At 65.4% G+C, this 24,564-nt stretch carries 24 protein-coding genes and 1 pseudogene; 14 read left to right on the top strand and 11 right to left on the bottom strand.

Going from position 1 to position 24,564, the window contains the following annotated elements; genetic code table 11:
* Nucleotides 1-21: 21 nt before the first annotated feature.
* The 6 genes from AB4Y44_RS31055 to AB4Y44_RS31080 all read left to right on the top strand — a co-directional run bounded on the left by AB4Y44_RS31055 (nucleotide 22) and on the right by AB4Y44_RS31080 (nucleotide 7,087).
* Nucleotides 22-1,590 (top strand): efflux transporter outer membrane subunit, encoded by a 1,569-nt coding sequence (locus tag AB4Y44_RS31055; protein WP_342919003.1) that lies wholly within the window; start codon nucleotides 22-24, stop codon nucleotides 1,588-1,590.
* 215 nt (nucleotides 1,591-1,805) lie between these two features.
* Nucleotides 1,806-2,642: a MetQ/NlpA family ABC transporter substrate-binding protein gene (locus AB4Y44_RS31060; protein WP_342919002.1), complete on the top strand. Its 837-nt coding sequence runs from the start codon at nucleotides 1,806-1,808 to the stop codon at nucleotides 2,640-2,642.
* Nucleotides 2,643-2,669: 27 nt separating this feature from the next.
* A complete protein-coding gene (locus AB4Y44_RS31065) occupies nucleotides 2,670-3,785 on the top strand; it encodes an ATP-binding cassette domain-containing protein (RefSeq protein WP_342919001.1) in 1,116 nt (371 codons plus the stop codon).
* Nucleotides 3,778-4,434: a methionine ABC transporter permease gene (locus AB4Y44_RS31070; RefSeq protein WP_368701713.1), complete on the top strand. Its 657-nt coding sequence runs from the start codon at nucleotides 3,778-3,780 to the stop codon at nucleotides 4,432-4,434. Before AB4Y44_RS31065 ends, AB4Y44_RS31070 begins: the two co-directional genes overlap by 8 nt.
* An 84-nt stretch (nucleotides 4,435-4,518) precedes the next feature.
* Nucleotides 4,519-5,709: an acyl-CoA dehydrogenase family protein gene (locus AB4Y44_RS31075; RefSeq protein WP_342918999.1), complete on the top strand. Its 1,191-nt coding sequence runs from the start codon at nucleotides 4,519-4,521 to the stop codon at nucleotides 5,707-5,709.
* A gap of 52 nt (nucleotides 5,710-5,761) precedes the next feature.
* Entirely contained in the window at nucleotides 5,762-7,087 is a 1,326-nt protein-coding gene (locus tag AB4Y44_RS31080) for an Nramp family divalent metal transporter (protein ID WP_342918998.1), read from the top strand.
* Nucleotides 7,088-7,235: 148 nt separating this feature from the next.
* Here the strand turns inward: AB4Y44_RS31080 and flhC are convergent, their stop codons facing one another.
* Together flhC and flhD are read right to left on the bottom strand one after the other, a co-directional pair.
* Nucleotides 7,236-7,838 (bottom strand): flagellar transcriptional regulator FlhC, encoded by a 603-nt coding sequence (gene flhC, locus AB4Y44_RS31085; protein WP_051481243.1) that lies wholly within the window; start codon nucleotides 7,836-7,838, stop codon nucleotides 7,236-7,238.
* 11 nt (nucleotides 7,839-7,849) lie between these two features.
* The gene (flhD, locus tag AB4Y44_RS31090) at nucleotides 7,850-8,170 is read right to left on the bottom strand and encodes a flagellar transcriptional regulator FlhD (protein WP_028202636.1); all 321 of its coding nucleotides are present in this window, start codon (nucleotides 8,168-8,170) and stop codon (nucleotides 7,850-7,852) included.
* Between the two features lie 896 nt (nucleotides 8,171-9,066).
* Between flhD and AB4Y44_RS31095 the strand changes: the two genes are divergently transcribed.
* Entirely contained in the window at nucleotides 9,067-9,528 is a 462-nt protein-coding gene (locus tag AB4Y44_RS31095; protein WP_342918997.1) for a universal stress protein, read from the top strand.
* 43 nt (nucleotides 9,529-9,571) lie between these two features.
* Here the strand turns inward: AB4Y44_RS31095 and AB4Y44_RS31100 are convergent.
* Together AB4Y44_RS31100 and AB4Y44_RS31105 are read right to left on the bottom strand one after the other, a co-directional pair.
* Nucleotides 9,572-9,769 (bottom strand): annotated as a pseudogene (locus AB4Y44_RS31100) (MFS transporter); the annotation flags it as partial.
* A gap of 303 nt (nucleotides 9,770-10,072) precedes the next feature.
* On the bottom strand, nucleotides 10,073-10,903 hold the full coding sequence (locus tag AB4Y44_RS31105; RefSeq protein ID WP_368701714.1) for a helix-turn-helix domain-containing protein: 831 nt from the start codon (nucleotides 10,901-10,903) through the stop codon (nucleotides 10,073-10,075).
* Between the two features lie 188 nt (nucleotides 10,904-11,091).
* On the opposite strand from AB4Y44_RS31105, the gene AB4Y44_RS31110 reads away from it, so the two are divergent.
* The 3 genes from AB4Y44_RS31110 to AB4Y44_RS31120 all read left to right on the top strand — a co-directional run bounded on the left by AB4Y44_RS31110 (nucleotide 11,092) and on the right by AB4Y44_RS31120 (nucleotide 12,260).
* A complete protein-coding gene (locus AB4Y44_RS31110; protein ID WP_165979491.1) occupies nucleotides 11,092-11,253 on the top strand; it encodes a hypothetical protein in 162 nt (53 codons plus the stop codon).
* Nucleotides 11,254-11,487: 234 nt separating this feature from the next.
* On the top strand, nucleotides 11,488-11,922 hold the full coding sequence (locus AB4Y44_RS31115; protein ID WP_342918995.1) for a DoxX family protein: 435 nt from the start codon (nucleotides 11,488-11,490) through the stop codon (nucleotides 11,920-11,922).
* Nucleotides 11,923-11,990: 68 nt separating this feature from the next.
* The gene (locus AB4Y44_RS31120) at nucleotides 11,991-12,260 is read left to right on the top strand and encodes a hypothetical protein (protein WP_342918994.1); all 270 of its coding nucleotides are present in this window, start codon (nucleotides 11,991-11,993) and stop codon (nucleotides 12,258-12,260) included.
* A gap of 25 nt (nucleotides 12,261-12,285) precedes the next feature.
* Here AB4Y44_RS31120 and AB4Y44_RS31125 read toward each other — a convergent pair whose 3' ends face one another.
* Together AB4Y44_RS31125 and AB4Y44_RS31130 are read right to left on the bottom strand one after the other, a co-directional pair.
* Nucleotides 12,286-13,755, bottom strand: a complete 1,470-nt coding sequence (locus tag AB4Y44_RS31125) for an MFS transporter (protein WP_368701715.1) — start codon at nucleotides 13,753-13,755, stop codon at nucleotides 12,286-12,288.
* Between the two features lie 127 nt (nucleotides 13,756-13,882).
* A complete protein-coding gene (locus tag AB4Y44_RS31130; protein ID WP_368701716.1) occupies nucleotides 13,883-15,184 on the bottom strand; it encodes an MFS transporter in 1,302 nt (433 codons plus the stop codon).
* A 373-nt stretch (nucleotides 15,185-15,557) separates the two neighbouring features.
* Between AB4Y44_RS31130 and AB4Y44_RS31135 the strand changes: the two genes are divergently transcribed.
* Complete coding sequence (locus AB4Y44_RS31135) at nucleotides 15,558-16,292, top strand: response regulator transcription factor (protein ID WP_342918991.1); 735 nt, start codon at nucleotides 15,558-15,560, stop codon at nucleotides 16,290-16,292.
* A 107-nt stretch (nucleotides 16,293-16,399) separates the two neighbouring features.
* On the opposite strand, the gene AB4Y44_RS31140 is transcribed toward AB4Y44_RS31135, so the two are convergent.
* Nucleotides 16,400-16,669: a hypothetical protein gene (locus AB4Y44_RS31140; protein WP_342919235.1), complete on the bottom strand. Its 270-nt coding sequence runs from the start codon at nucleotides 16,667-16,669 to the stop codon at nucleotides 16,400-16,402.
* 221 nt (nucleotides 16,670-16,890) lie between these two features.
* The gene (locus AB4Y44_RS31145; RefSeq protein WP_028202622.1) at nucleotides 16,891-17,223 is read right to left on the bottom strand and encodes a hypothetical protein; all 333 of its coding nucleotides are present in this window, start codon (nucleotides 17,221-17,223) and stop codon (nucleotides 16,891-16,893) included.
* Between the two features lie 225 nt (nucleotides 17,224-17,448).
* On the opposite strand from AB4Y44_RS31145, the gene AB4Y44_RS31150 reads away from it, so the two are divergent.
* The gene (locus AB4Y44_RS31150; protein WP_368701717.1) at nucleotides 17,449-20,622 is read left to right on the top strand and encodes a transglycosylase domain-containing protein; all 3,174 of its coding nucleotides are present in this window, start codon (nucleotides 17,449-17,451) and stop codon (nucleotides 20,620-20,622) included.
* A gap of 93 nt (nucleotides 20,623-20,715) precedes the next feature.
* Here AB4Y44_RS31150 and AB4Y44_RS31155 read toward each other — a convergent pair whose 3' ends face one another.
* The gene (locus AB4Y44_RS31155) at nucleotides 20,716-21,264 is read right to left on the bottom strand and encodes a hypothetical protein (protein WP_342918989.1); all 549 of its coding nucleotides are present in this window, start codon (nucleotides 21,262-21,264) and stop codon (nucleotides 20,716-20,718) included.
* Between the two features lie 25 nt (nucleotides 21,265-21,289).
* The gene (locus tag AB4Y44_RS31160; RefSeq protein WP_368701718.1) at nucleotides 21,290-21,688 is read right to left on the bottom strand and encodes a hypothetical protein; all 399 of its coding nucleotides are present in this window, start codon (nucleotides 21,686-21,688) and stop codon (nucleotides 21,290-21,292) included.
* Between the two features lie 449 nt (nucleotides 21,689-22,137).
* Between AB4Y44_RS31160 and AB4Y44_RS31165 the strand changes: the two genes are divergently transcribed.
* Nucleotides 22,138-22,464: a chemotaxis protein CheW gene (locus AB4Y44_RS31165; protein WP_342918987.1), complete on the top strand. Its 327-nt coding sequence runs from the start codon at nucleotides 22,138-22,140 to the stop codon at nucleotides 22,462-22,464.
* Here AB4Y44_RS31165 and AB4Y44_RS31170 read toward each other — a convergent pair.
* Nucleotides 22,461-23,186 carry a TetR/AcrR family transcriptional regulator gene (locus AB4Y44_RS31170; RefSeq protein ID WP_342918986.1) on the bottom strand — a complete coding sequence of 242 codons (726 nt, stop codon included), beginning with the start codon at nucleotides 23,184-23,186 and terminating at the stop codon, nucleotides 22,461-22,463. The two genes, AB4Y44_RS31165 and AB4Y44_RS31170, sit on opposite strands and share 4 nt — an antisense overlap.
* Nucleotides 23,187-23,380: 194 nt before the next feature.
* Between AB4Y44_RS31170 and AB4Y44_RS31175 the strand changes: the two genes are divergently transcribed.
* A complete protein-coding gene (locus AB4Y44_RS31175; protein WP_254316715.1) occupies nucleotides 23,381-24,562 on the top strand; it encodes an isovaleryl-CoA dehydrogenase in 1,182 nt (393 codons plus the stop codon).
* Nucleotides 24,563-24,564: the final 2 nt, after the last annotated feature.

Here is a 24,564-nt window from a genome sequence, read left to right on the forward strand (position 1 = left end):
CGACAAGGGAAAATGATCAACATGACTAACGAATCCATCTTGCGCTCTAGCGCGAATGCCGCACCGGGAGGCGGGCATCTCGCGCGTATCACCCGAATCGCGGCGAGCGTCGCGCTCTTTGCCTGGCTCGCGGCATGCTCGGTCGAGCCGACCTACAAGGTGCCCGACGCAGCCGTTCCCACGGCCTACAAGGAAGCGCCGCAGCAAACGCAGAGCACGAATCCGCACGACGTGGGCACGTGGACGCCCGCGCAGCCCGCTGACGACACACATCGCGGCGAATGGTGGACGGTGTTCGGTGACGCGACGCTCGACAAGCTCGAGCAGCAGGCGCTCGAAGCGAACCAGGACCTCAAGGCGGCCGCCGCGCGCGTGCAGCAGGCGCGCGCCGTGACGCAGGCCGCGCGCGCCTCGTGGTTCCCGTCGATCGATGCGGGCTTCGGCCCGACCTATCAGCGTGCCTCGCCGGCTTCGCTGTATTTCCCGCAAAATTACAACGTGCCCGCTCAAACGCTGTGGCGCGCACAGGCTACGGCAAGCTATGAAGTCGACTTGTTCGGCCGGGTGAGCTCGAACGTTCACGCGGCGCAGGCGGACGCCCAGCAAAGCGAAGCGCTGTTCCTCTCGGTGCAGCTCGCCTTGCAGGCCGATGTCGCGCAGAACTACTTCCAGCTGCGCCAGTTCGACTCCGACGTCGATCTGTACCGCCGCACGGTGGCGCTGCGCGAAGACGCACTCAAGCTCGTCGAGCGCCGCTTCAAGGAAGGCGACATCAGCGCACTGGACGTAGCCCAGGCGCGCAACGAACTCGCGAGCGCGCGTGCCGACGCGGTGGGCGTCGCGCGTCAGCGCGCGGCTTCGGAGCACAGCCTCGCGATCCTGCTCGGCAAGGCGCCCGCGGACTTCACGTTCCCCGAAACGCCGCTCGCGCCGGTCGTCGTCCAGGTGCCGCCGGGTTTGCCCTCCACGCTGCTGGAGCGTCGCCCCGACGTGGCCGCCGCCGAGCGCGCGATGGCGGCCGCGAACGCACGCGTGGGCCTCGCGAAGTCGGCGTTCTTCCCGCAACTCAATATTACGGGTGCTGCGGGCTTCGAGTCGGCCACGCTCGGCGACCTGTTCATGTGGTCGAGCCGTGCGTTCCTGCTTGGGCCGCTCGCGGGTACGGCGCTCACGCTGCCGCTGTTCGATGGTGGCCGGCGCAAGGCGAATCTCGCCCAGTCGCGCGCGAAGTATGAAGAAGATGTTGCGCAATACCGTCAGCAGGTGCTCGTGGCGTTCCGCGAGGTCGAGGACAATCTCTCCGACCTGCGCCTGCTCGACGACCAGATCCGCGAGCAGAACGACGCGGTGGGCGCTTCGCAGCAGTCGGCGCAGCTTTCGCGCACGCAGTATGAGGAAGGCGAGGTCAGCTATCTGAACGTGATCGATAGCGAACGGACGGTACTCGTGTCGCAACTGCAGGCCAGCCATCTGCAGGGCTCGCAGGCGGTGGCGACCGTCAACCTGATCCGCGCGCTGGGCGGCGGCTGGGGCAACGCGAAGCCCGGCGACGCTACGCCGCCACCGCCGGCGCCGCTCGCGGCGCGCTAGACCGCGCGTTCAAGCGCGGGTCTAACCCCGCGTAAAAAGCCGCAACGCTCGCCGCCTGTGCATATCGCAGGTGGCGATTTCCTTTGCTCAATCGCTTCGTAGACCCGGCCGCGCCGCGCCCCTATCATCGTCTGGACCCATCTGGAGCCAACGCGATGGGCCCTCATCGCGTCGCTCCTCACTGAACGAAGTCCAACTTCCATCCGGGGAACGCGATGATCCGTGCCGTGCGCGCCGTGGGGCGCCCTTCCTTTTTTCAGCGCTTCGGTCTGCTGACGGCAATCGCCGTGTCGCTCGCGGCGGCGGCGCTCGATGCGCACGCCGACACCGCGACGCTCAAGATCGGCATTGCCACCACGCCGCAAACGCCCGCGCTCCAGGAGGCGGCGCGCGAGGCGAAGGCGCAGGGGGTGGACGTGAAGATCGTCGAATTCACCGACTGGAATACGCCCAACGCCGCGCTCGCGAACAAGGATATCGACGCCAACTACTTTCAGCACAAGCCGTTTCTGGAAAACGCCGAACAGCAGGGCGGCTACAGGTTCGTCGCCATCGCGCCGGGCACCATCATGAAGATCGGCCTGTATTCGAAGAAGGTGAAACGCTTCGGAGACCTGAAGGATGGCGCGACGGTCGCCATCGCGAACGATCCCGTGAACGGCGGCCGCGGCCTCCTGCTGCTGCAGCGCGCGGGCCTCATCAAGCTCAAGCCTGGCGTCGACTATCGCGCCACGACGCTCGACATCGTTGCCAATCCCAAACACCTCAAGATCGTGCAGCTCGAAGCGTCGCAACTGGCGCGCTCGCTCGATGACGTCGATCTCGCGCAAGGCTACCCGAGCTTCATCAAGCTCGCGGGCACCACCGATCCGAACAGCGCGCTGCTCTTCGACGGCGTGGAAAACAAGGCGTTTGCGATCCAGTTCGTGGTGCGGCCCGAGAGCGTGAACGATCCGCGCATCCGCAAGTTCATCGACATCTACCAGCATTCGCCGGCCGTGCGCAAGGAACTCGACAAGGCCTTCGGCAACCTCTACGCGGTCGCCTGGTAACGCGCAATTCACGCACGAGGAGCAGCGATGATGAAATGGTTCGGGACGGCGCGCTTTATCGAGGCGGGGCCGGCGGCGGGCGAGGCGCAGGGCAATGCCAATGCATCGCAGCCCGCAGTGGTGTTCGAAAACGTCGGCAAGACTTACGCGCCAGGCGCGCCGGCGGCGCTTGCGGGCGTCGACTTGCAGGTGGCGCGCGGCGAAGTGTTCGGCATCATCGGGCGCAGCGGCGCGGGCAAGTCCACGCTGCTGCGGCTCGTAAACGGACTCGAAAAGCCCACGAGCGGCGGCGTGCGGGTGAACGGCGTGAACGTGGGCGCGCTCGACGAACGCGCCCTGGTGGCGCTGCGGCGGCGCATCGGCATGGTGTTCCAGCACTTCAATCTGCTTTCCGCCAAGACCGTGCACGACAACATCGCACTGCCGCTGAAAATCGCGGGTGTGCCGAAGGCCGACATCGAGGCGCGCGTGAACGTGCTGCTCGATCTCGTCGGCTTGAGCGAACGTCGCGACGCGTGGCCCGCGCGCCTTTCCGGTGGCCAGAAGCAGCGCGTGGGCATTGCACGCGCGCTCGTGCACGAGCCCGATATCCTGCTCTGCGACGAGGCGACGTCGGCGCTCGACCCGGAAACTACGCGCGCCATACTCGCGCTGCTGCGCGATATCAACCGGCGGCTCGGCGTCACCATCGTGCTCATTACGCACGAGATGGAGGTGATCCGCGACGTTTGCGACACGGTCGCGGTGATCGAGCGCGGCGAGGTGGTGGAGCAGGGGCCCGTGTGGCGCGTGTTCGGCGATCCCCGGCACGAGGCGACGCGCGCGCTTCTGCACACGCCCGGCCACGAGTTGCCTGACGACCTGGCGGCGCGTATTCAGGGTACGCCGCAAGCGGGCGCGCACGCGCTGTTCGACGTGCGCTTCACCGGCGAAACGGCGCAAGAGCCGGACCTCGCCACGCTCGCGCAGGCGTTCGGCGCGCAGGGCGTGCGGTTCGTGCATGGCGGTATCGAGCGGATCCAGGGGCGCGCACAAGGGCGGCTGGTCGTTTCCGCGCCGGTGCTAAACGCCGCCGAGGCCGCTTCGCTCGCCGAGCGCGCGCGTGGTCATGCGAGCCGCGTGGAGGTGCTGGGCTATGTCTGACGTGTGGATCACCGAACTCCTCGAAGGCATTCGCGACACGTTGCTGATGGTCGGCGTATCGGCGATATTCGCACTCCTGATCGGTATTCCCATCGCGCTGCTGCTCGTCACTACCGCGCGCGGCGGCATCCTGGAGCGGCCCGCGCTCAACACCACGCTGGGCGCGCTCGTCAATGCGTTCCGCTCCACGCCTTTCATCATCCTGCTCGTCGCGTTGCTGCCGCTCACGCGCTTCCTTGTTGGTACGACGATAGGCGTGTGGGCCGCCGTGGTGCCGCTTTCCATTGCGGCCATTCCGTTCTTCGCGCGCGTGGCCGAGGTGAGCTTGCGCGAAGTCGATCGCGGCTTGATCGAGGCGGCCCAGGCCATGGGCGCGCAGCGCCGCCATATCGTCTGGCATGTGCTGTTGCCCGAGGCGCTGCCCGGCATGCTCGGCGGCTTCACGATCACCGTGGTGGCGATGATCGGCTCCTCGGCGATGGCAGGCGCCGTCGGCGCGGGTGGTCTCGGCGATCTCGCGATACGCTACGGCTATCAACGCTTCGACACGACGGTCATGGTCACCGTGATCGTGCTGCTGATCGCGATCGTCGCGGCGGTGCAGTTCACGGGCGACACGCTGGTGCGGCGTCTTTTGCGGCGAACCTGAACGGCGCGAGCTGTTCGACATGACGCGCGCAGCCCCCTTGCTGCGCGCTTCGCTTTTCGGGCATCACATTCGGGAACTATGGGTATGAACGAAGCACAGCGCCCACGCGGGCAGGAACAGGACGCGCGTTTCGCCGCGCTGCTCGAAGCGCTGCGCGCGAACGCGGCGCAACGCGATCTCGCAGGCGGCCACGCAGCCGCCGAAAAGCAGCGCATTGCGGATGCCGGGCTGCTCACGCTCGCCGTGCCGCGCGAATTCGGCGGGCAGTTCGGTCGGGATGGCGTGCGCTGGAGCGATATCTACGCGACGATCCGCGCGCTCGCTCGCGTCGACAGCGCGCTTGCGCATCTGCTCGGCTTTCAGTGCCTGCAGGTGGCGAGCGTCGCATTATGGGGCAGCGCGGCGCAGCGCACGAACTGGCTGCAAGGCACCGTCGAGCATCGCTGGTGGTGGGGCAATGCCGTGAATCCGATCGACACGCGGCTCGTCGCGCAGCCGGACAGGGAAGGAGGCTGGCGTCTGCATGGCAGGAAGGGATTCTGTTCGGGCACCTACGGTTCGCAGATGATGACCGTGAGCGCGCACGATCCTGCCACGGGCAGCCCGGTGTTCGCGGTCGTTCCCACCACGCGCGCCGGGATCACGGTGCACGACGACTGGGACCCGATAGGCCAGCGTCAGACCGATAGCGGCACGGTATCGTTCGAGAATGTGGAAGTGCGCGCCGCCGAAGTGCTACAGCGGCCCGACACGCCGCGCGCCACGTTGCGCACGCTGGTCTCGCAAGGCGTGCTGACGAATCTCTTTGTGGGCCTGGCCGAAGGCGCGCTCGAGGAAGCGCGCGCCTACGTGCTCGCGAACGGCCGCCCGTGGGTCAACTCGGGCGTGCAGCACGTGGCCGACGACCCGTTCCTGCAGCAGCGCTTCGGCGAAATGCGCGTGCAGTCGCTCGCGGCGGCGGTGCTCGCGGATCGCGCGGCTGCGCTGCTCGACGCCGCGTGGGACGAAGGCGAGGCGTTGAGCACGACCACGCGCGCCGAAGTCTCGCTCGCGATTTCGGAGGCGAAGATCGTCGCGCACCGCGCCGCGCTCCAGGGCGGCGAGCAGCTCTTCGAAGCGTGCGGCGCACGCGCCACGGGGGCGGCGCTCGCGCTCGACCGCTTCTGGCGCAATGCGCGCGTGCATACGCTGCACGATCCGCTCGACTACCGCCTGCGCGACGTGGGCCGCTATACGCTCTTGAGAGAAGTGCCGCAGCCGACGCTGTACACTTGAGGGCCCGATCGCGTCACGTGCCGCGACGCGTCAACCCTTGAGGATCGAAGCGTTGGAATTCCGACTACCGACTACGGCGACGGCGCCGTTTTGCCCGTCCGAAGTGCAGGGCAGCATCGAGGTTTCGCCGCGCGCGCCGTTCTGGAAGAAGTTCTGGCAATTCGCGGGCCCGGGCCTGCTGGTGTCGATCGGCTACATGGACCCGGGCAACTGGGCCACCGACATCGAGGCGGGCTCGCGCTTCGGTTACAGCCTGTTGTTCGTGGTCGTGCTTTCGAGCCTCGCGGCGATCGCGCTGCAATGCCTTTCCATGCGTCTTGGCATCGTCACGCAGCGCGATCTCGCGGAGCTTTCGCGCGAGCGCTATTCGAGGCCCGTGGTGCTCGGCCAGTGGGTGCTTGCCGAGCTTTCGATCATCGCCTGCGATCTTGCGGAGGTGCTGGGCGGCGCGCTCGCGTTTCACCTGCTGCTGGGCTGCTCGCTGATGGTGGGCGTGGTGCTCACGGCCTTCGATACGCTCATCGTGCTCGGCTTGAAGGGCAAGAATTTCCGCTCGCTCGAGGCGATCATGGCCGGCCTTATCGCCACGATAGGCCTCGGCTATGTGATCCAGCTCGCGCTCGTGAAGCCGCACTGGCCCTCGGTATTCGCGGGCGCGGTGCCGTCGTGGCACGCCATTTCCTCGGCGGAGCCGCTGTATCTGGCGATCGGCATTCTCGGCGCGACCATCATGCCGCACAACCTCTACCTGCATTCGTCGATCGTGCAGACGCGCGCCGTCAAGCGCGACCGTGCGAGCCTCGCGCAGGCCATCGGCTTGTCGCGCCTCGACACGATCGTCTCGCTGCTGATCGCGTTGCTCATCAACGCGGCCATCCTGATTCTGGCCGCGGCGGCCTTTCACGCCAACGGGCACACCCAGGTCACCGATATCGAACAGGCCTACAAGCTGCTCGCGCCGATCGTCGGTACGGGCGCGGCGGCGGTGCTGTTCGCGATCACGCTGCTTGCCTCCGGGCAAAGCTCGACCTTCACGGGCACGGTGGCGGGCCAGGTCATCATGGAAGGCTTCCTGCGGATGAAGATTCCGTGCTACCAGCGGCGACTCATTACGCGCGTGCTCGCGTTGATCCCCGCCTTCGCGGGCGTCGCGCTGCTCGGCAACGGCGCGGTGGGCAAGCTGCTGGTGGCAAGCCAGGTGGTGCTGAGTCTGCAGTTGCCGTTCGCGCTCTGGCCGCTCATTCGCATGACGAACGATCGTGCGCTGATGGGCGAGTTCGTGAACCGGCTGCCCACGCGGCTGTTGGCGTGGTTCCTGTTCGTCGTGATCTCGGCGGCGAACCTGTGGCTCGTCTGGCAGACGTTCGGCGGAAGCTAAAGAAGGGAAAGGTGTAACAGGCGCGCGCCATGCAGGCAGCAAGCCAAGGCGGCAATCAGAAAGCGCTTCGCCGTCCGGTGCGCTCAGGCACCGGACGGGTTCGCGTCTTGGTCTCGCGTCCGGTTAGTCCGGATCTGCTCTCCTACGCTTACGCAGCCTCGGCAATGCCATCCGATGTTACGACTACCGGAAGGTCGCTCTCGGTCTGCTCGGCGCCCCGTCGCGCTGCAGCCGCCTTTTTCGTCTTGCCGGCTCGCGAAGGAGGCTGGCATGCGCCGCACACGACGTTGTGCTGAAGGTCGTGGCGATGCGCGACGAACTTGCCGCCGCAACGGCAGCAAGGCGTCAACTGCAGAATATCGGCATCGAAAAATCGCACCAGGGTCCACGCACGCGTGAGGTCGAGCGCCGGCTCGGCCCCGCTGTGGCGGCAATGTTCCAGATACAGCCGGAACCCCTTGGTGAGCGCGTCGAGATGCGAGCAACGCGCTTCGTTCTTGAGGAACAGGTACGTGTTATAGAACAGCGAGGCGTGGATGTTGGCCAGCCACGTCATGTACCAGTCCGCCGAGAACGGCAGCATACCTTTGGGCGGCGATACGCCACGGATCTCGCGATACAGGCGGATCATGCGGTCGCGCGAGAGCGTGAGTTCGCTTTCGAGCACCTGCATGCGTGCGCCCAGTTCGATCAGTGCGATCGCGCGGAATACTTCCTGAGCGTCTTCGGTGAGGCTGCGCCGCGTAGTCATGGACGTCACCCTCAGGCGAATTGACCAGCCGGCTGTCCTGCAAGCAGGATGGCCGCATGGGTAGCCGCCACGTCGGCATGCTTCGAAGTCTGCGTGAGCGCGGACAACATCGCATGATCGTCGAAGCGGAAAAAACAGAGAAGTTGGTCGGAAGAGGCCAACCTGACGATCTGCGCGAGCGACAGAGCGCCAAGCAGATCGGCCAGTTCCGACGACAGTCCCAGTCGGAACATGCCGACTGGCTTGTCCTCGCGCAGCATGCGCTGTGCGAGCATCAGATACGACAAATTAATTTCGCGGATAGATTCCAGCGTCTCGCTGCTGCGGTCCATTTCTCTAGTTTCCGAAGCCCCGAATTTAACCCCCCGGCCTTTTTCGCCGTTGTATCTTTTCTGGTCTTGTGGTCGATCTTCGCTCTTTGGCTCGATCTGACTCTTTGATACAGGTTGTTACATCTCGTAACAACCTTGGAGGGAATTGTATGAGGGCTTATCTCAGAAATCAATCCCTCGGATCAAAAATAATCGTACTGTTGTAAATTATTTTCGGTAAGTTTTGCTGCAATTTGATATGTGGCTGGCGACAAGCGGTCGCGACACTGACCGGGGCGCTCAAACAGGCCGTAGCACCTTGGTTTATCAGGGTTTTCGCCAGATCTCCGGTGCCTGCGCAACGAATCGCCGAAGGACGAAAAACGCCGCCCGGTGGAATAAACGTTTAGAAAGGAGTTGGGTTGACAGGTAAAAAATACGGCACTGCGGATTAATACCTATGACTATTGAGTTTGTAACAGGTGTTTCGACCCTGACGACCTGTAACAGGGCAATGTGTAACTGAGATGTTACGAGTGCAGACGGTGGGGCACACCGTTGGTTTCTGGAAAATATGCAGGCTGGATATTGCGCGAAGATCGCACTTGCGAAACGTTTGCGAGCCGCTGGCGAGACGCAATCCGGGTGGGGCGGGTTTTTTTGCCGCTTCAGGTCAGCCAGGGCACTACTTCGATGGGAGCGGCGCCCAGTAAACAGACCGGCCCGCGCGCCGACGATACGCGGGTGAAGGGCAGCCTGGCGAGTTCAAAGTCGTTGTCGATAACCGTCGCACCTTCTATACCGTATACAGCGACTGCCGATGTGCCAGTTATATCGCGACGTGATATAAATAAAAGCGGCATTGCGGGTATGGCGCGTTCGCCCGCCCGGCGCCGGAAATCATCGGGGGAGGGATCATGGCCTCGTTCAACAGGATTCTGCTGTGTTACGACGCAACGCGCGAAGGCCGCCGGGCTTTGCGTGAGGGCGCCGACCTTGCGCGCGAATGCCACGCGCAAACGCATTTGCTGGCCGTGCTCGACCAGGCGCCGCTGCAATGGGGGACGGACATCGCCGCCGCCGTGCCGTTCGAAGCCGCGGAAGAAGCGGCGCGCGAGATTCTGCGTGACGGAGTGGCGTGCCTGCAGGACAAGGGACTCGTGGCGACGGGGCACTTCGTGGTGGGCCGGCCGATCGACGTGATCGCAAGCTACTGTGCGGAACTGCAGCCCGATCTCATCGTGGTGGCGCACCACCGGCGTGGACCGCTCAAACGCTGGTGGGATGGGCGCGACGACCGCCTGCTGCTCGACCGCGTGTCGTGCAGCGTGCTGGTCGTTACCGCGGCGGACCCGGAGCCCGCGAAAGCGGCGGCCTGAGCCGCCGCCACGACGCCCGAACTGCAGGGCAGCGCTGCGCCGCTCAGGCGCTGGGTTCGCCTAGAATCGGCGTGCGCTTGACTTCGGAGATGTAAAGCAGGATCAGCGAGACCCACACGATGCCGTAGAGCAGCATGAAGCAGCTCGAACGGATCTTGAGCCAGTCGAGCAGGATGCCGAACAGAATCGGCAGCAGAAAGCCGCCCAGGCCGCCTGCCAGCCCTACGATGCCGGTCACGACAGGCCCCACCACGTGACGGTCTGTCAACGAAGGAAATCCCCATGAATTCATGGGTGAATCGCTCGCTTGAGCAGAGCGTGGTTTTCTCGCGATTGCATCATCGATCTGGAAATGACTCGTAAATCAGGTGCAAAAAGACGCGCGATTCTTTTGTAATTGATTGAGATTTGCATCGTCCTGATACTTTGCTGCGCTCCGAATTGTGCGATCGTTGCGTGCGCATGAATCTGGAATGATTATTCCCGCTCGTTTCACGTGCCCGACATATTGTCCGGCGCACCCGGCGCGGCCGCCTTCCGCGCGTCAAGGCGCGTGATTGCGCAATGCCTGAGCGGTGTGCGGATCGGCGGGAAAGAACGCTTCGATGGCCAGTTCGGAAAGCGTGATGTCGACCGGTGTGCCGAACACAGTGGTCGTGCTGTAGAACGCCAGCTCGCCAAGCACCGTGCGCACGCGCAGCGGCACGGCAATGTGATGCATGATCGGCTCGGCGCTCGCGTTCGCTACGCCCGGCGGCGTGGGATACGCTGCGAGTTCCTCATGCAGCGCGGCGAGCGCGGGGTCGGCGCTCGCGTCGATCTGACGTTGCAGGCGCGTGAGCAGATGCGCGCGCCACGCATGCCAGTTGACGATGCGCGGCGCCATGCCCTCGGGATGCAGAGAAAGCCGCAGCGCATTGATGGGCGCGGCGAGCAGCGCAGGCGAAGCGTCGCCGATGAGCGGCGCGAGCGCGCCATTCGTCGCGACGATATTCCAGTGACGGTCCACGGCCACGGCGGGATAGGGCTCGTGACCGCGCAGCACGAGATCGACCGCCTCGCGCGCGGCGGCGAGCTGCGGGTCGTCGAGCGCGCGCTCGCGATAGAGCGGCGCATAGCCCGCCGCCACGAGCAGCGCGTTGCGCTCGCGCAGCGGCACATCGAGCTGCTCCGCCAGATGCATGACCATCTCGCGGCTCGGCAGCGCGCGGCCCGATTCGACGAAGCTCAGATGGCGCGTCGAAATCTCGGCTTCGGTTGCGAGCAGCAACTGGCTCATGCGCCGGCGCATGCGCCAGTCGCGCAGCATCTCGCCGACGCTGGGGCGCCCGGCGCCGGACGGCGCGGCGGGGAGGAGGGAAGCGAGCGTGTTCATGCTGGCGATTCTAGCGAAACGCGTGAGCAAGGCGATTACGTCTGAGGTAAAGAAGCGGCCGGCAACGGATATATGAAAACCTCGGGTTTACGCTCCTGCTGCATTCGTGGACGACGTTTACCGTGTGCCGTGCTATCGCCTAGAATAAAAATTCTCACGGACTGTGGCGTCGCGCAGAGGAGACTGCCATGAGGGAAACCGTTGCTGCTTATCTGCTCGGACCAGGCGTCATGTTGCTGGTGTGTGCGGCCATGTGGGCCGTGTCGCGCCGCAGCAGAGGCACGCTCGAGGCGCGCCTGACTCGCTGGCTCGACGCGCATCGGCCGCACGGCATGCATCACAAGCATTGAGCGTGCCAGCACCGCGTCGGTTTGCGCAATTGCGCGAGTGCGTCGCGAACGGATCGCGACAAGGCAGGTCAGCCAAATTCCATAGCATTCCGAATCAATTCCCGAATTAGTTCGTTGCGCTCCGGCGCATGGCGCGCCGTTCCGCGTGCCGCCTCGTCTGCCACTGCCGCCTCACGTCGAGGGAACTGAGCGTGCGCCCCGCGGTCATTCCGATATTGCATACCGGAGCCCTCCATGACCCGTCCCGCCGATTCCTTCATCATCTTCATCGCTCGCATCGCGCTCGCCATTCTGTTTCTCTGGGGCGGTGCCATGAAGCTGCTGGGATACGCGGGGTTCGTCGGCTACCTGCACTCGAAGGGCGTGCCGTATGCCACGTATGGAGCGATCGTGGCGACCGCCGTCGAACTGCTCGGCGGCATTGCGATCGTGCTGGGCGTGCGCACGCGTGCGGTTGCGTTCTTGCTTGCCGTGTACGCTATCGTCACGGCGATACTCGGCCATGACTTCTGGAACATGACCCAGGCCGCGGCGCAACAGGAGGCGGTGATTCATTTCTGGAAGAACGTGGCGATCGCGGGCGGTTTCCTGCTGCTGACCGTGACGGGCGCGGGACGTGCTTCCATTGATGGTCTGCGCGCGCCGCGCAGCGGCGGCCTGCGAGGCTGACGCCTTCGCGTGGCGAGGCGAGTGTCGAATTGCAACCACCGGGCAACCGGGTGTAGAGGGAGCAGGCCTTGATACAGAACTTCGACTTCAACGTGGCAGGCAAGACCGGGCAGTTCTGCGCGAGTCTTGCGGAAGACGGCACGCGGCGCGTGTTCATCAGCTATGCGGATACCGCGAAGACGCTGGTGATCCTCGACGCCTCCGGGCTCATCGGCACGCTCAAGGCTGAGCTCGAGGAGCCCGACCAGCTGATCGCTCACGCCATTCGCAAGGCGCAGGACGATGGCTTGATCGCCCGCGCAATCGACTCCGGCGCGATCCAGGAGGCGTCGCTGTAGTGCCGCACGCCGGCTCGCGGTTGTCTCAGCGAGATTCGGATTCGTTCACGCGCGCCGGCGCGGCGCGGCGGACGCCCGCATGCGCCGGCTCTGTCCTCACGAACCAGGCCAGCCCGGCCGCCGTGAGCAGGAGCGCCGTCGAGACCGCGGTTTCCGCGCGCAGGCCGGCCACCACCTGCGCCGCGCCCGCCCCGCCCGCGAGCGCGCCGAACGCCGCCACCCCCACCGCACCGCCCGCCTGACGCGCCGTATTGAGCAGCGCCGAGGCCGTCCCCGCACGCGCCGGCTCCACCGAGGAGAGCACGGCCGTCGTCATCGCCGGTACCGCCAGGCCCATGCCGGAGGGAATCAGCAGGAAGGCGAGCAGCACGAAGGCGAGCGGCGTCGAGGCGTCCACGCTGATCAAGAGCGCGTAGCCGGCCCCCGCGATCAGCGCGCCGATGATCATCGGCCGACGCGTGCCGTAATGCGCCACCACATGGCCGCTCACGAGGTTCGAGAGCAGGAAGCCGCCGGTGAGCGGGATGAACGCGAGGCCCGCCTGCAACGGCGTCTCGCCCCGCGCATGCTGCAGATAGAGCGCGAGCACGAACACCGTGCCGTAATAGGTGAGATTCACGCAGATACCGAACAGCACCGCCGCGCTGAACGTGCGGTTGCGCAGCATGCCGAGCGGCACCATGGGGTCGTGTGCGCGCGCTTCGAGCGAGACGAACGCAAAACCTGCGACGAGGGCGAGCGCAAAGCCGCCCGCCACGGCCCAGTGCGTGAAGCCGAGCGGCCGCCATTCGATCACGGCGCCTGTAAAGGCCGTGAGCGCCACGATGGCGAGCAGCTGGCCGCGCACGTCGAGGCTGCGCACGGCGGGTGCGCCGACGGCGCTGGCATCGTGCACATGTCGGCGCGGCGCGGGAATCCAGGCGAGCGCGGCCCACAGGCCTGCCGCGCACAGCGGCAGGTTCACGAGGAAAATGCTGCGCCAGCCGAACGCCGCGATCAGCAGTCCGCCCACCACCGGGCCGGCGGCGATCGAGATGGCGCCGGCGGCGGTCCAGAAACCCACTGCGCGCGCCCTGAGCGCCCGGTCGTGGCGGCACGCTTCGTTGAGCAGCGCGAGCGAATTGGGCAGCATGGCCGCCGCGCCCGCGCCCTGCAGCGCGCGGGCGGCGATCAGCATGACCGGATTGGCCGCGAGCCCGCAGGCCAGCGAGGCGAGCGCGAACACCACGAGCCCGATGGCGTAGAGGCGGCGCGCCCCGTAGCGGTCGCCGAGCACGCCGCCTGAGAGCATCAGCACGGCGAAGGCGAGCGTATAGGCGTCGACGATCCATTGCAGGCCCGCAACCCTCGCATGGAGATCGGTTGCGATGCGCGCGAGCGCGATATTGACGATGGTGACGTCGAGCTGCGTGACGACGAACCCGACGCTGACGGTCGCGACGATACGCGTGAGCGCGGGCGTGAAATGGACGGGGGTGGGGTGTGAGGTATTCATGCGCCCATGGTAGGGCGCTCGTCGGCTTCGACGTTTCAGCGTGAGGTGAAACATCGAAGCCGGCGGCAAAATGGTGCCGGACCAGTGGCGACCGTCCCCTGCGCATTCGGTGCGCACCGCGGCGCACTTACTCCTCCCGTTGCGGGTCCTTGAAGAACAGCGTCGTGATTGCACCGAGCACGCAGATCGCGGCCACATAGTAAGTGGGCGCGAGCGGCGCCGACTTCATCAGCAGCGCGACGACGATCGGCGTGAGGCCGCCGAACACGGCATACGCGACGTTGTACGAGAACGAGATGCCCGAGAAGCGCACCACGGGCGGGAACGCATTCACCATCACGTAGGGCACCGCGCCGATCGTGCCGACCAGCAGCCCGCAGAGCGCATAAAGCGGCATGAGCATCGAGCTGTCCACGGCGATCTGGCGGAACAGCGTGTAGTAGGCAATGGCGAGGGCAATGCCGCCGATGGCGAGCACGCGGCGCGCGCCGAAGCGGTCCGCCAGCGCGCCCGCGCTCACGCAGCCCGCCGTGAGGAAGAGCGTCGCGACGCAGTTCGCGAGCAGCGACGTGGTGGCGTCGAGATGGAACTGCTTCTGCAGGAGCGGCGGCGTCATGAGAATCACGACGACGATGGCGGCCGAAAGCATCCACGTGAGCAGCATCGAGACGATCACGGCGCGGCCGTGGTCGCGCAGCACGGCCTTGAGCGGGATTTCGTCGGCGAGCGACTTGCGCGCCTTCATCTCTGCGAACACGGGCGTTTCGTGCAGCCACTGGCGCAGATACACCGAGAACATGCCGAACAGGCCGCCAATCAGGAACGGGATGCGCCAGGCATAGGCGGCGATGTCGCCCGGGGCGTAGTGATGATTGACCGCCGCGGCGATCAGCGAGCCGAGCAGGATGCCGAACGTGAGGCCCGCTGTGAGCGTGCCACATGCATAGCCGGTATGGCGGCGCGGCACGTGCTCGGAGACGAACACCCACGCGCCCGGCACCTCGCCGCCCACGGCCGCGCCTTGCAGCACGCGCAGCGCGAGCAGCAGCACCGGCGCGAGCACGCCGATCGTCGCGTAGGTGGGCAGGCAGCCCATGGCGAGCGTGGGCAGCGCCATCAGCAGCACGGAGAGTGTGAACATGCGCTTGCGGCCGAGCAGGTCGCCGAAGTGCGCCATGACGATGCCGCCGAGCGGCCGCGCGAGGTAGCCCGCCGCGAAGATGCCGAAAGTCTGCAGCTGGCGCAGCCAGTCGGGAATCGTTGCGGGGAAGAACAACTGGCCGATAGCCGGCGCGAAGAACACGAAGATGATGAAGTCGTAGAACTCGAGGGCGCCTCCGAGTGCGGCGAGCCCGAGCGTCTTGTAGTCGCTGCGGGTGAGCGCGCGCGCAGCGGCAGGCGTGCGCACGCCAATTTCTGTTGCTTGCATTTCCGAAAAACCAGGGTGTTGTTATGTACGACGTTGTATGTAGCGCGTGCGGAACGCGTGTGGACGTCCGTGATGGCCGAATTTGCCTGGTGCGCGCGTGGCGCGGGGCGGCGGTCGTCGGATAGGCGGGCGCAAGGGTGGGGCGCGGCAACAGCGCGTCCGCGAGGGTGGGCAGACGTGCGACGACTTCAGGCCAGAGCGCGATTCTACAGGAAGCCTGCGAGCTGCCAGACGCGTGGCCCGTCGGGACGCTCCCGCGCCGCTGTGGGAGAACGGTGAAGCGCTCTGGAATTCGGAATCGTCCGATGGGCAGATTTTGCACATATCCACAAAATTGCCCGGTTTCATCATCGATCCAGCAGAGGCCCCCACCATGCGCATCGCGATTCTCCAGCGCGACGCTGACCATCGCCAGCAGCTCGAGCGCGTGCTGACGCAATGCGGTCACGCCTGCGTTGCGTCCGGCGACGCACTCTTGCTTGCCAGGACGCTGGCCGCATCGACGGTCGATATGCTCCTGCTCGACTGGCAGGGCTCGCAAATCGCCGGCGCGGAGCTGCTGAGAACCTTGCGGGCCGTGAACGGCAGCCAGATACCGGTGCTGTTCGTCTCGGAGGACGCTTCCGACGAGAACGTGGTGCGAGCGTTTTCTATCGGCGCCGACGACTACGTGTGCTTGCCGGTCTGTCCTTCGGTGCTGCGCGCGCGCGTGCATGCGCTCCTGCGCCGCGCGTTTCCCGACCGCTTCGAGAACCTGACGATCGACGCCGGCGCCTACCACTTCGACTTGCGGCATCAGGCGGTCAGCGTGCACGGCAAGCCTGTGCTGCTTTCGACTACGCAATACCGGCTGGCGGCGCTGTTCTTCTCGAATATCGGGCGCGTGCTCTCACGCGATCACATCTACGCGATGGTGTGGGGGCGCGAGTTGCAGACCTTGACCCGCACGATCGACAGCCACGTGTCGCGACTGCGGCTGCTGCTGGAGATCGACACGCCGAACGGCTTTCGGCTGCAGCCGGTCTACAAAAGCGGCTACCGGCTGCTGTGCCTGCAGGACGAACATGAGGCGCTCGCCGCCGAAGACGCGGAACTCGAGTCGGCTTGAGTCGAGGCGCTTCGATTCATTCTGTAGTTCGATAAAAAAAGACGGCGGCACGCATGGCGTGCCGCCGTCTTTTTTGTCTGGTGCGTCGCGCGCCGCGCGCGGCAACCTCAGGGCGCGAGGCCGAGTCCTTGCAGCACGGCGTTGCCTTCCGATGTGAGGCGGATGCGCGGGTCGCCGGCGTCGTCCTGCACCTGCTCGACGAGGCCGGCTTCCTTGAGCATCGGAATCTCCGGTTTGGCGTGCGCGTCGATCGGCGCATGCAGCAGCAACAGGAGGGTCGCAAGCTCGTGGTGGCTCAGCAACCGGCGCAACAAGGTGCGGCGAGCGGGCTTCGCGCCGGGCGTGGCCTCGCTGTCGACCTGACTGGTCGCCTGGATTTGCGGGTCTTGCTGTTTCACGGAACCTCCTGCAGCGTTCGTTTCTTCTAGGTGAAGCGATGATGCGGACGAAGACTTAAGCGATTCTTAAAACGCCCGCCGAAAATGTGTCAGCGCGCTACACGGCGCGCATCGATGTAAAAGGCTGTAATAGAAAGGGCGCGAAGGGCGCCGCGAAACGCCGCGCGACGGCGCCCCGGCAAAAACGGCCTGTCAAACGTTCAAGGCGCGCAGGTTTTACTCGCACCCTCGATCCACAGGTTCGAGGCGTGGCGTTTGCCGGCGTAATAGCGATAGGTCGTCGCGCCATTGTCGGTGCGAACCTTGATGACGTTCGAGTCGCCGAATTCGAGCATCTGGCCTTGCGGCAGCGGCGAGGTGGTGAAGCTGGCGCCGTGACGTGAGGCTTCGACGGTCAGGCACGAGATGACGTCCTGGACCGACCGGTTGGTTGTGGAATCGATGACCGGCTGACCGGCGTCCGGGTTGCTCTGAAACCACGCGCACGCGCCGAGCGTGAGCGAAAGGGCAAGGGGCACGGCAAGCTTCTTCATATTTCCCGATATCCAACGAAATAGTCAATCATTATATCGGGAGCATGTGCCGTGCCACGGCGCCGGCGCAAAATGCCGCAAAACTGTCACGCGCCGGGCATCGGTGTTGCGGCAGTGCGACGTGCGTGCGAAGGCCTACATACTGGCGCGCAAGAACCTACGGAGCGAGATAGACTGTTTAAGGGGTGCCGTCTGGAAATCTGACGTGACGTCAGGAGAATACGCATGAACCGCCCATCGGTACGCTTTCCTGTTCGCGCCGCTGGCGCTGGCTCACTCTTCAGGTGGGTCAAGTGGGGATTCGTCGTCGCGTTTCTGGCTGCCCTCGTCATCATCGCGCGCATCGTTCAGATCGAAATCGACACGTCGCGCCTGCAGGCGCGCTACCTCTCCGAACTTACGCGCGACATCGGTTTTACGATCGAGAACGGGCCGAGCCACAGCATCCGCTTTCCCACCACGAACGGGCCGTACGACGTGCGGCTCGGTTATGCGCAACTGCCCACCTTCGAGAACCGGCTTGCGGAACGCGGTTTCGCGATCGCCGCGCAGGCGCGCGATTCAGATCGCATGATCGCCGTCGCCGACGAGGGGCTTTTCCTGCCGTTCGAGGAAAAGGATCAGGCCGGCATCGTACTGCGCGACGCTTCCGGTGCGACGCTCTTCCATACGCGTTATCCGCAGCGCGCGTACGAGAATTTCGACGCCGTGCCGGCCGTGGTGCGCGACTCGCTGCTTTTCATCGAAGACAAATACCTGCTGGCCCAGGACCAGCCGAATCGCAATCCCGCCATCGACTGGGGACGCTTTAGCCGCGCGCTCGTCGATCAGGGTGCGCGCCTCGTGAACCAGCATCAGCAAACGCCGGGCGGCAGCACGCTCGCCACGCAGATCGAGAAGTTCCGGCACTCGACCGGCGGCCGCACCTCCACGCCGCCGGAGAAGCTGCGCCAGATCGCGTCCGCGTCGCTGCGCGCCTATCTGGACGGCCCGCAGACCATGCCCGCGCGCCAGCAGATTCTCGTGCACTACCTGAATTCGGTGCCGCTCTCCGCCAAGCCGGGCGTGGGCGAAGTCAACGGTCTCGGCGACGGCCTCGCCGCCTGGTATGGCCGCGACTTCCGCGAAGTCAATCGCATCTTGCGCGCGCCGCTGACGCCCGAGACGCTCGACGCGCAGGCGCTGGCGTTCCGCCAGGTGCTCTCGCTGCTGATCGCCCAGCGCGCGCCTTCGTACTTCCTGCAAAAGAACAACGAGGCGCTCGCGAAGCTGACCGACAGCTATATCCGCCTGCTCGGCGCCGGCGGCGTGATTACGCCGGCGCTGCGCGACGCCGCGCTCGCCACGCAGCTCACGCTCGACCGCTCGAAGCCGTCGCAGCGCGTGCCGGTTTCCTTCGTGGAGCGCAAGGCGGTGCTGACGCTGCGCACCCAGCTCATGCAGGCGCTGGGGCTGAAGACGCTTTACGACCTCGACCGCCTCGATCTGACCGCCACGGCTACGCTCGTCGACAGCGTGCAGCAGGCCGTGAGCGACCGCCTCGCCGACGCCGCCACGAAGGACGGCGCGCGCCAGGCGGGTCTGGTCGGCTTCGAGATGCTGCGTCCCGCCGACGATCCATCGAAGATCGCGTATAGCTTCACGCTGTTCGAGCGCAGCAGCGGCGAGAACCTCGTGCGCGTGCAGACGGACAGCGTGAATCAGCCGTTCGACATCAATTCGGGCGCGCGCCTGAATCTGGGGTCGACGGCGAAGCTGCGCACGCTCGTGACGTATCTGCAGATCGTGAGCGCGCTGCACGCGCGTTACGCGGCCGACGACGCGAAGTCGCTGCGCGCGATGCTGCCGCAAGTCGATCCGAGCGATGCGCTCACGCGCTGGGCGATCGACTATCTTTCGAAGACGTCCGACCGCTCGCTGCATTCGATGCTGGAAGCGGCCGTCGAGCGCAAGTACTCGGCCAGCCCGGGCGAGACGTTCTACACCGGCGGCGGCGCGCAGAGCTTCAATAATTTCGAGTCGAGCGACAACGCGCAGATTCTGACCGTGCACCGCGCCTTCCAGCATTCGGTGAATCTGGTGTTCGTGCGGCTCATGCGCGATATCGTCCACTACGAGATGATTCAGACGTCGGGGCCGCCCGCGCAATGGCTCGACGATCCCGTCGTGCGCACGCGTTTTCTCACGCAGTTTGCCGATGGTGAGAGCCAGGTCTATATGAAGCGCTTCTACACGCGCTACGCGGGCAAGAGCAACGACGAAGCGCTGGCGATCCTGCTCCAGCACACGCGCAAGGGCCCGGCGCGCATTGCGACCGTCCTGCGCAGCGTGAAACCCGACGGCAAGCTGCCGTGGTTCGATGCACAGATGCGCGCGCAACTCAAGAACACGAAGTTCCAGTGGCTCGACGACGAAGACCTCGCGCACTACTACGACAAGTACGCCATCGACAAATTCAACCTCAATGACCGTGGCTATATTGCGGGCATTCATCCGCTCGAACTGTGGCTGCTGAATTACATGCGCGTGCACCCGGATGCGACGCTCGCGCAGGTCCAGCAGGAGAGCCGCGACACGCGTCTTTACACCTACAGCTGGCTCTTCAAGACGAAGTATCACGCGACCCAGAACCGGCGCATTCGCCACATGATCGAGCTGCGGGCGTATGACGCGATCGGCAAGTCATGGCGTGCGGTCGGTTATCCGTTCGACAGCATCACGCCTTCTTATGGCGCGGCGATCGGTGCGTCGGGCGACCGGCCCGCGGCGCTCGCGCAACTCATCGGCCTGATTTCGAGCAATGGCGAAAAGCTGCCGACGCATAGCTTCGAGTCGCTCGACTTCGCGCGCGGCACGCCGTACGAGACGCACTTCGTGCATGCGTCCGCGCAGCCGCAGGCGTTGATATCGCCGGAAATTTCGCAAGTGGTGCGCCAGCTGCTGACGTCGGTGGTGGAGGGCGGCACGGCCAAGCGCCTTGCGGACGGCATGACGCTCCCCGACGGCAAGACGCTGCCCGTGTACGGCAAGACCGGTACCGGCGACCAGCGCTTCAACGTGTACGCGCCGGGCGCGCGGCTCATCGAATCGCGCAAGGTGAACCGCAGCGCGACCTTCGTGTTCGTGATCGGCAACCGCTTCTATGGCACGCTCACGGCATGGGTGCATGAGCCGTACGCGGCGCGCTATACGTTCACGAGCGCGTTGTCGGTGCAACTGCTGAAGTCGCTCGCGCCGGTGCTGCAGCCGCTGCTCGAGTCCAGGTCCGCGACGGGCCGCGATGAGAGACCCGATCCTGTCCACGCCGCGCAGCAGATGACGCTCATCGACCCGCAATCGGGCGAAAAGCGCCGTGTGGTGTGGAACGGCAATGGGCTCGAATTCGACGACGCGCACTGATCCAGGTTATTCGGAATCCAAAGCAAAACGCGAGGCCGGCGCAGATGCGTCAGCCTCGCGTTCTTTGTCGTGCGGTCTATATCCGCTTCAGCTTCAATATCCGCTCGGCGGCGGTGGCGGCGACCCCGGCGGGGGCGGCGGCAAATAGCGCGGTTGCGGCGCGGTCTGGAACTGCTGCTGCGGCGCCTGGAACTGCTGGGGCTGCGACATCGTCATGTTGCCGGGCGCCGGGATGCGGTTGCCGGTGGCGTACATGCATTGCAGATAAGCGTAGTCGTAACGGCGCTGCACGTCCCACGCGGATCCCTGTGCGTTGCCCATGCCGACCGCGCTGCCCGCAAGCAGGCCCGCGCCCGCGCCGATGGCCGCGCCCTGGCCGCCGCCAAATGCGGCGCCCGCGGCCGCGCCGAGCGCCGTGCCGACCACGGCGCTGCCCACGCCGGCGCCGGTCGCCGCCTGGTTCGCCGTGACGCCGCCCACCTGCTGGAAGGCGAACTGGCGGCAGTTCGCGTCGTCGGCGCGGAACTGATCGAAGGTCTTGCCCGTGCCAGGCAGGGCCATCACGCTCGGCCCCGTGGGCGTCACGGCGCATGCGCTCAGCAGCCCCGCCGTGGCGAGTAGCGCGAGATACGTGTATTTCATGTGCGGCTCGATATTTTCAAGGTGTTCAGTTCGACGGCGCCGGTTGGGCGGGAACCGCGCGCCAGCCCGACGAACATTGCTTTACATACGGATAGTAGGTTTTCGACTCGTCGCAGTAATACCAGGTGTCGGCGTTTGCCTGCTGGTCGCCCGCCGCATCGCCTGGCGCGGCGTTGACGGGGCCTTGCTGCGGGTCCATGGCGGGGGTGCCGGCCTGGCCCTGCTCGATGTAGTCGGGCGCCTGCGGCGGCGGCGCGACGATGACGGCCGGCGGCGGCGCGTAGTAGTAGGGCGCGGGCGCGACCGGGTAGTAATACGGCACGCCGGCGCCGAAATACACGCCCACACGCGCCGCCTGTGCTACGCCGCACACGCCGACAAGCGCGGCCGCAGCGGCCCCGAGAAATAGTTTCGACCTTCTCACACACGATCTCCAGAAACGGGCAGGCCGGAGCAACGGCGCGCACCAGCCAATTATCGAACGCTATGACATTGCCGGAACCAATGCAATTACGCGAGTTGCACCGATTTTTCGAGTTGTTACAGAAGGCGTCGGGCTGGCAGGGTGCAAAGGGCCCCCGGAGTGCGTACGGCGCGCAACGGCTCGCTTCGCGCTCCATATCTCACAGAAATGCGCGCAATGAGGCGCGAGCGTGCGTCGACCGGTTGTAATAATTGGATATCGATGCGCTTGCCGCCTGTGCCCGATTCGAACGTGGACGGCTCGCCTCGCCATCACAAATCAAATCGCCGTATCGATTTCTCAGGGCACACGCCCTTCGTCAGAGTGACGTAGACCGTGCGCGCCTCAACGCCAGGGCGCGCCATGGCGTACTCTCATAATTAATAAGGATTGCGACACGAATAAGGCGCTTGCTTGCCTTGTCGCGATGCTGCTGCTGGCCTCGTCGGTGGACTGCGCTTGCCGCCGGTCCGAACGTCGAACTGTACGGCTCGTTCCATCTGGCCCGTACCGGGTTCGCGCTGCCGGTGGCCGGCTTGCAGGAAGTCGTCAACCCGCCCGAGACGCTCGCGGCGGTCCCGCTCGCGCCGCCGTATCGGCTCGGGCTCGTCAACCAGCGCGCCACATTGATTCCCGTGGTCGATCTGCGGCAGTTGCTGCCTGAATGGCGGCCGAAGATAGCGCGTGCGTGGCCGGGCAAGCGGCGGTCTGACTACCGGCCAGGGCGCGCCGGCTAGCGCGCGGCGCGTTCGCGCTCGAGTCGGCGCACGGCTTCGCCTACGTCCTGGCTGAACTGCGCGAGCGCGGCGAGTTCGAGGTTGGGCGGCTGCAGAGCGGACCAGAGTGCATCGACGAGGCGCTCGGCCGTGGCGTCGATGTCCGTGCGGCGGTTGGCGAGCGTCGCGTCCCACAGCACATGCTCCATGGGCCCGAATACCAGCGAGCGCAGCAGCCGCAGCGGCAGGTCGTTGCGGATCTGTCCGCTTTCCTGGCCGCGCGCGAGCACGCGCATGAGCGGCGCCGTGTAGCGGCGCTGCATTTCCGTGAGCGCTTCGCTCAGATCGTGGTGCCGCGTGCGGCCCTCCGACAGCACCAGTTCGCAGATGCCGGTGCCGCTCTCCAGCATCAACTGCAGATGCATGCGCACGATGAATGCGAACTGCTGGCGCACGGTGCCGTCGCGCGGCAGGCCGCCTTCGATCGCGGCGATCGATTCGTCATACCAGTCGCCGATCACGCGGGCGCACAACTCCCGTTTGCCCCGAAAGTAGCTGAACACCGTCGCCTCGGAGACACCGAGGCGCTGGGCGATCTCGGCCGTGGTGGCGCGTGCATACCCTTTTTCCGAGAACACTTCGCGCCCCGCTTGCAGGATCTCGCGCACGCGCTGCTGCGACTTGCGGCCGGCCGGCTGGCGGCGCGACGCGGGCAGGACGGCTTTCCGGGCAACGGCTTCCATATTGAGCTTGATTCAATTTACGTCAGGATGGAATGGATTATCCGCGAAAAAAACGCCGCTAGACAGGGAAATTTCATCTACATGGTAACTTGAGCGTCACTCAGAAATACCTATTGACGTTAACGTAAATCTGGCGTGAAATGTGCGTCCATGGGGCGAAGCTACGCCCGGTTCGAGATTCCCTGGAGACACACATGAGCAACGTACCCGGTTTGCAGTTCCCGCTTGGCGAAGAAGTCGAAATGCTGCGCGACAGCATCGCCGGCTTCGCGGCGAAGGAAATCGCGCCGCGCGCGGGCGAAATCGACCGCACCGACCAGTTCCCGATGGACCTCTGGCGCAAGTTCGGCGACCTGGGCGTGCTCGGCATGACGGTCTCGGAGGAATACGGCGGCGCGAATATGGGCTACACGGCGCACATGGTCGCGATGGAGGAAATCTCGCGCGCCTCCGCGTCGGTCGGCCTCTCGTACGGCGCGCATTCGAACCTGTGCGTGAACCAGATCCACCGCAACGGCAGCGAGGCGCAAAAGCGCAAGTACCTGCCGAAGCTCGTTTCCGGCGAGCACATCGGCGCGCTCGCCATGAGCGAGCCCAACGCCGGCTCGGACGTCGTGAGCATGAAACTGCGCGCCGAAAAGAAGGGCGACCGCTACGTGCTCAACGGCACGAAGATGTGGATCACCAACGGCCCGGATTGCGACACGCTGGTCGTCTACGCGAAAACCGACCCTGAAGCGGGTTCGCGCGGCATTACGGCGTTCATCGTCGAGAAGGGCATGAAGGGCTTTTCGGTTGCGCAAAAGCTCGACAAGCTCGGCATGCGCGGCTCGCACACGGGCGAGCTGGTGTTCCAGGACGTGGAAGTGCCCGAAGAAAACATCCTCGGCCAGCTCAACGGTGGCGTGAAGGTGCTGATGAGCGGCCTCGACTACGAGCGTGCTGTGCTTGCGGGCGGTCCCACCGGCATCATGGCCGCGGTCATGGACGCCGTCGTGCCGTACATCCACGACCGCAAGCAGTTCGGCCAGGCCATCGGCGAATTCCAGCTCATCCAGGGCAAGGTCGCGGACCTCTATACGACCTACCAGGCGTGCCGCGCGTATCTCTACGCGGTGGGCCGCCAGCTCGACACGCTCGGCCGGGACCACGTGCGCCAGGTGCGCAAGGACTGCGCGGGCGTGATTCTCTACACCGCGGAAAAAGCCACGTGGATGGCGGGCGAAGCGATCCAGATCCTCGGCGGCAACGGCTATATCAACGAGTATCCGGTCGGGCGTCTCTGGCGCGACGCGAAGCTCTACGAAATCGGCGCGGGCACGAGCGAGATTCGCCGCATGTTGATCGGCCGCGAGCTGTTCGCGGAAACGATGTAATC

The sequence above is a fragment of the Paraburkholderia sp. BR10937 genome, from assembly GCF_040965695.1.
Lineage (GTDB): Bacteria > Pseudomonadota > Gammaproteobacteria > Burkholderiales > Burkholderiaceae > Paraburkholderia.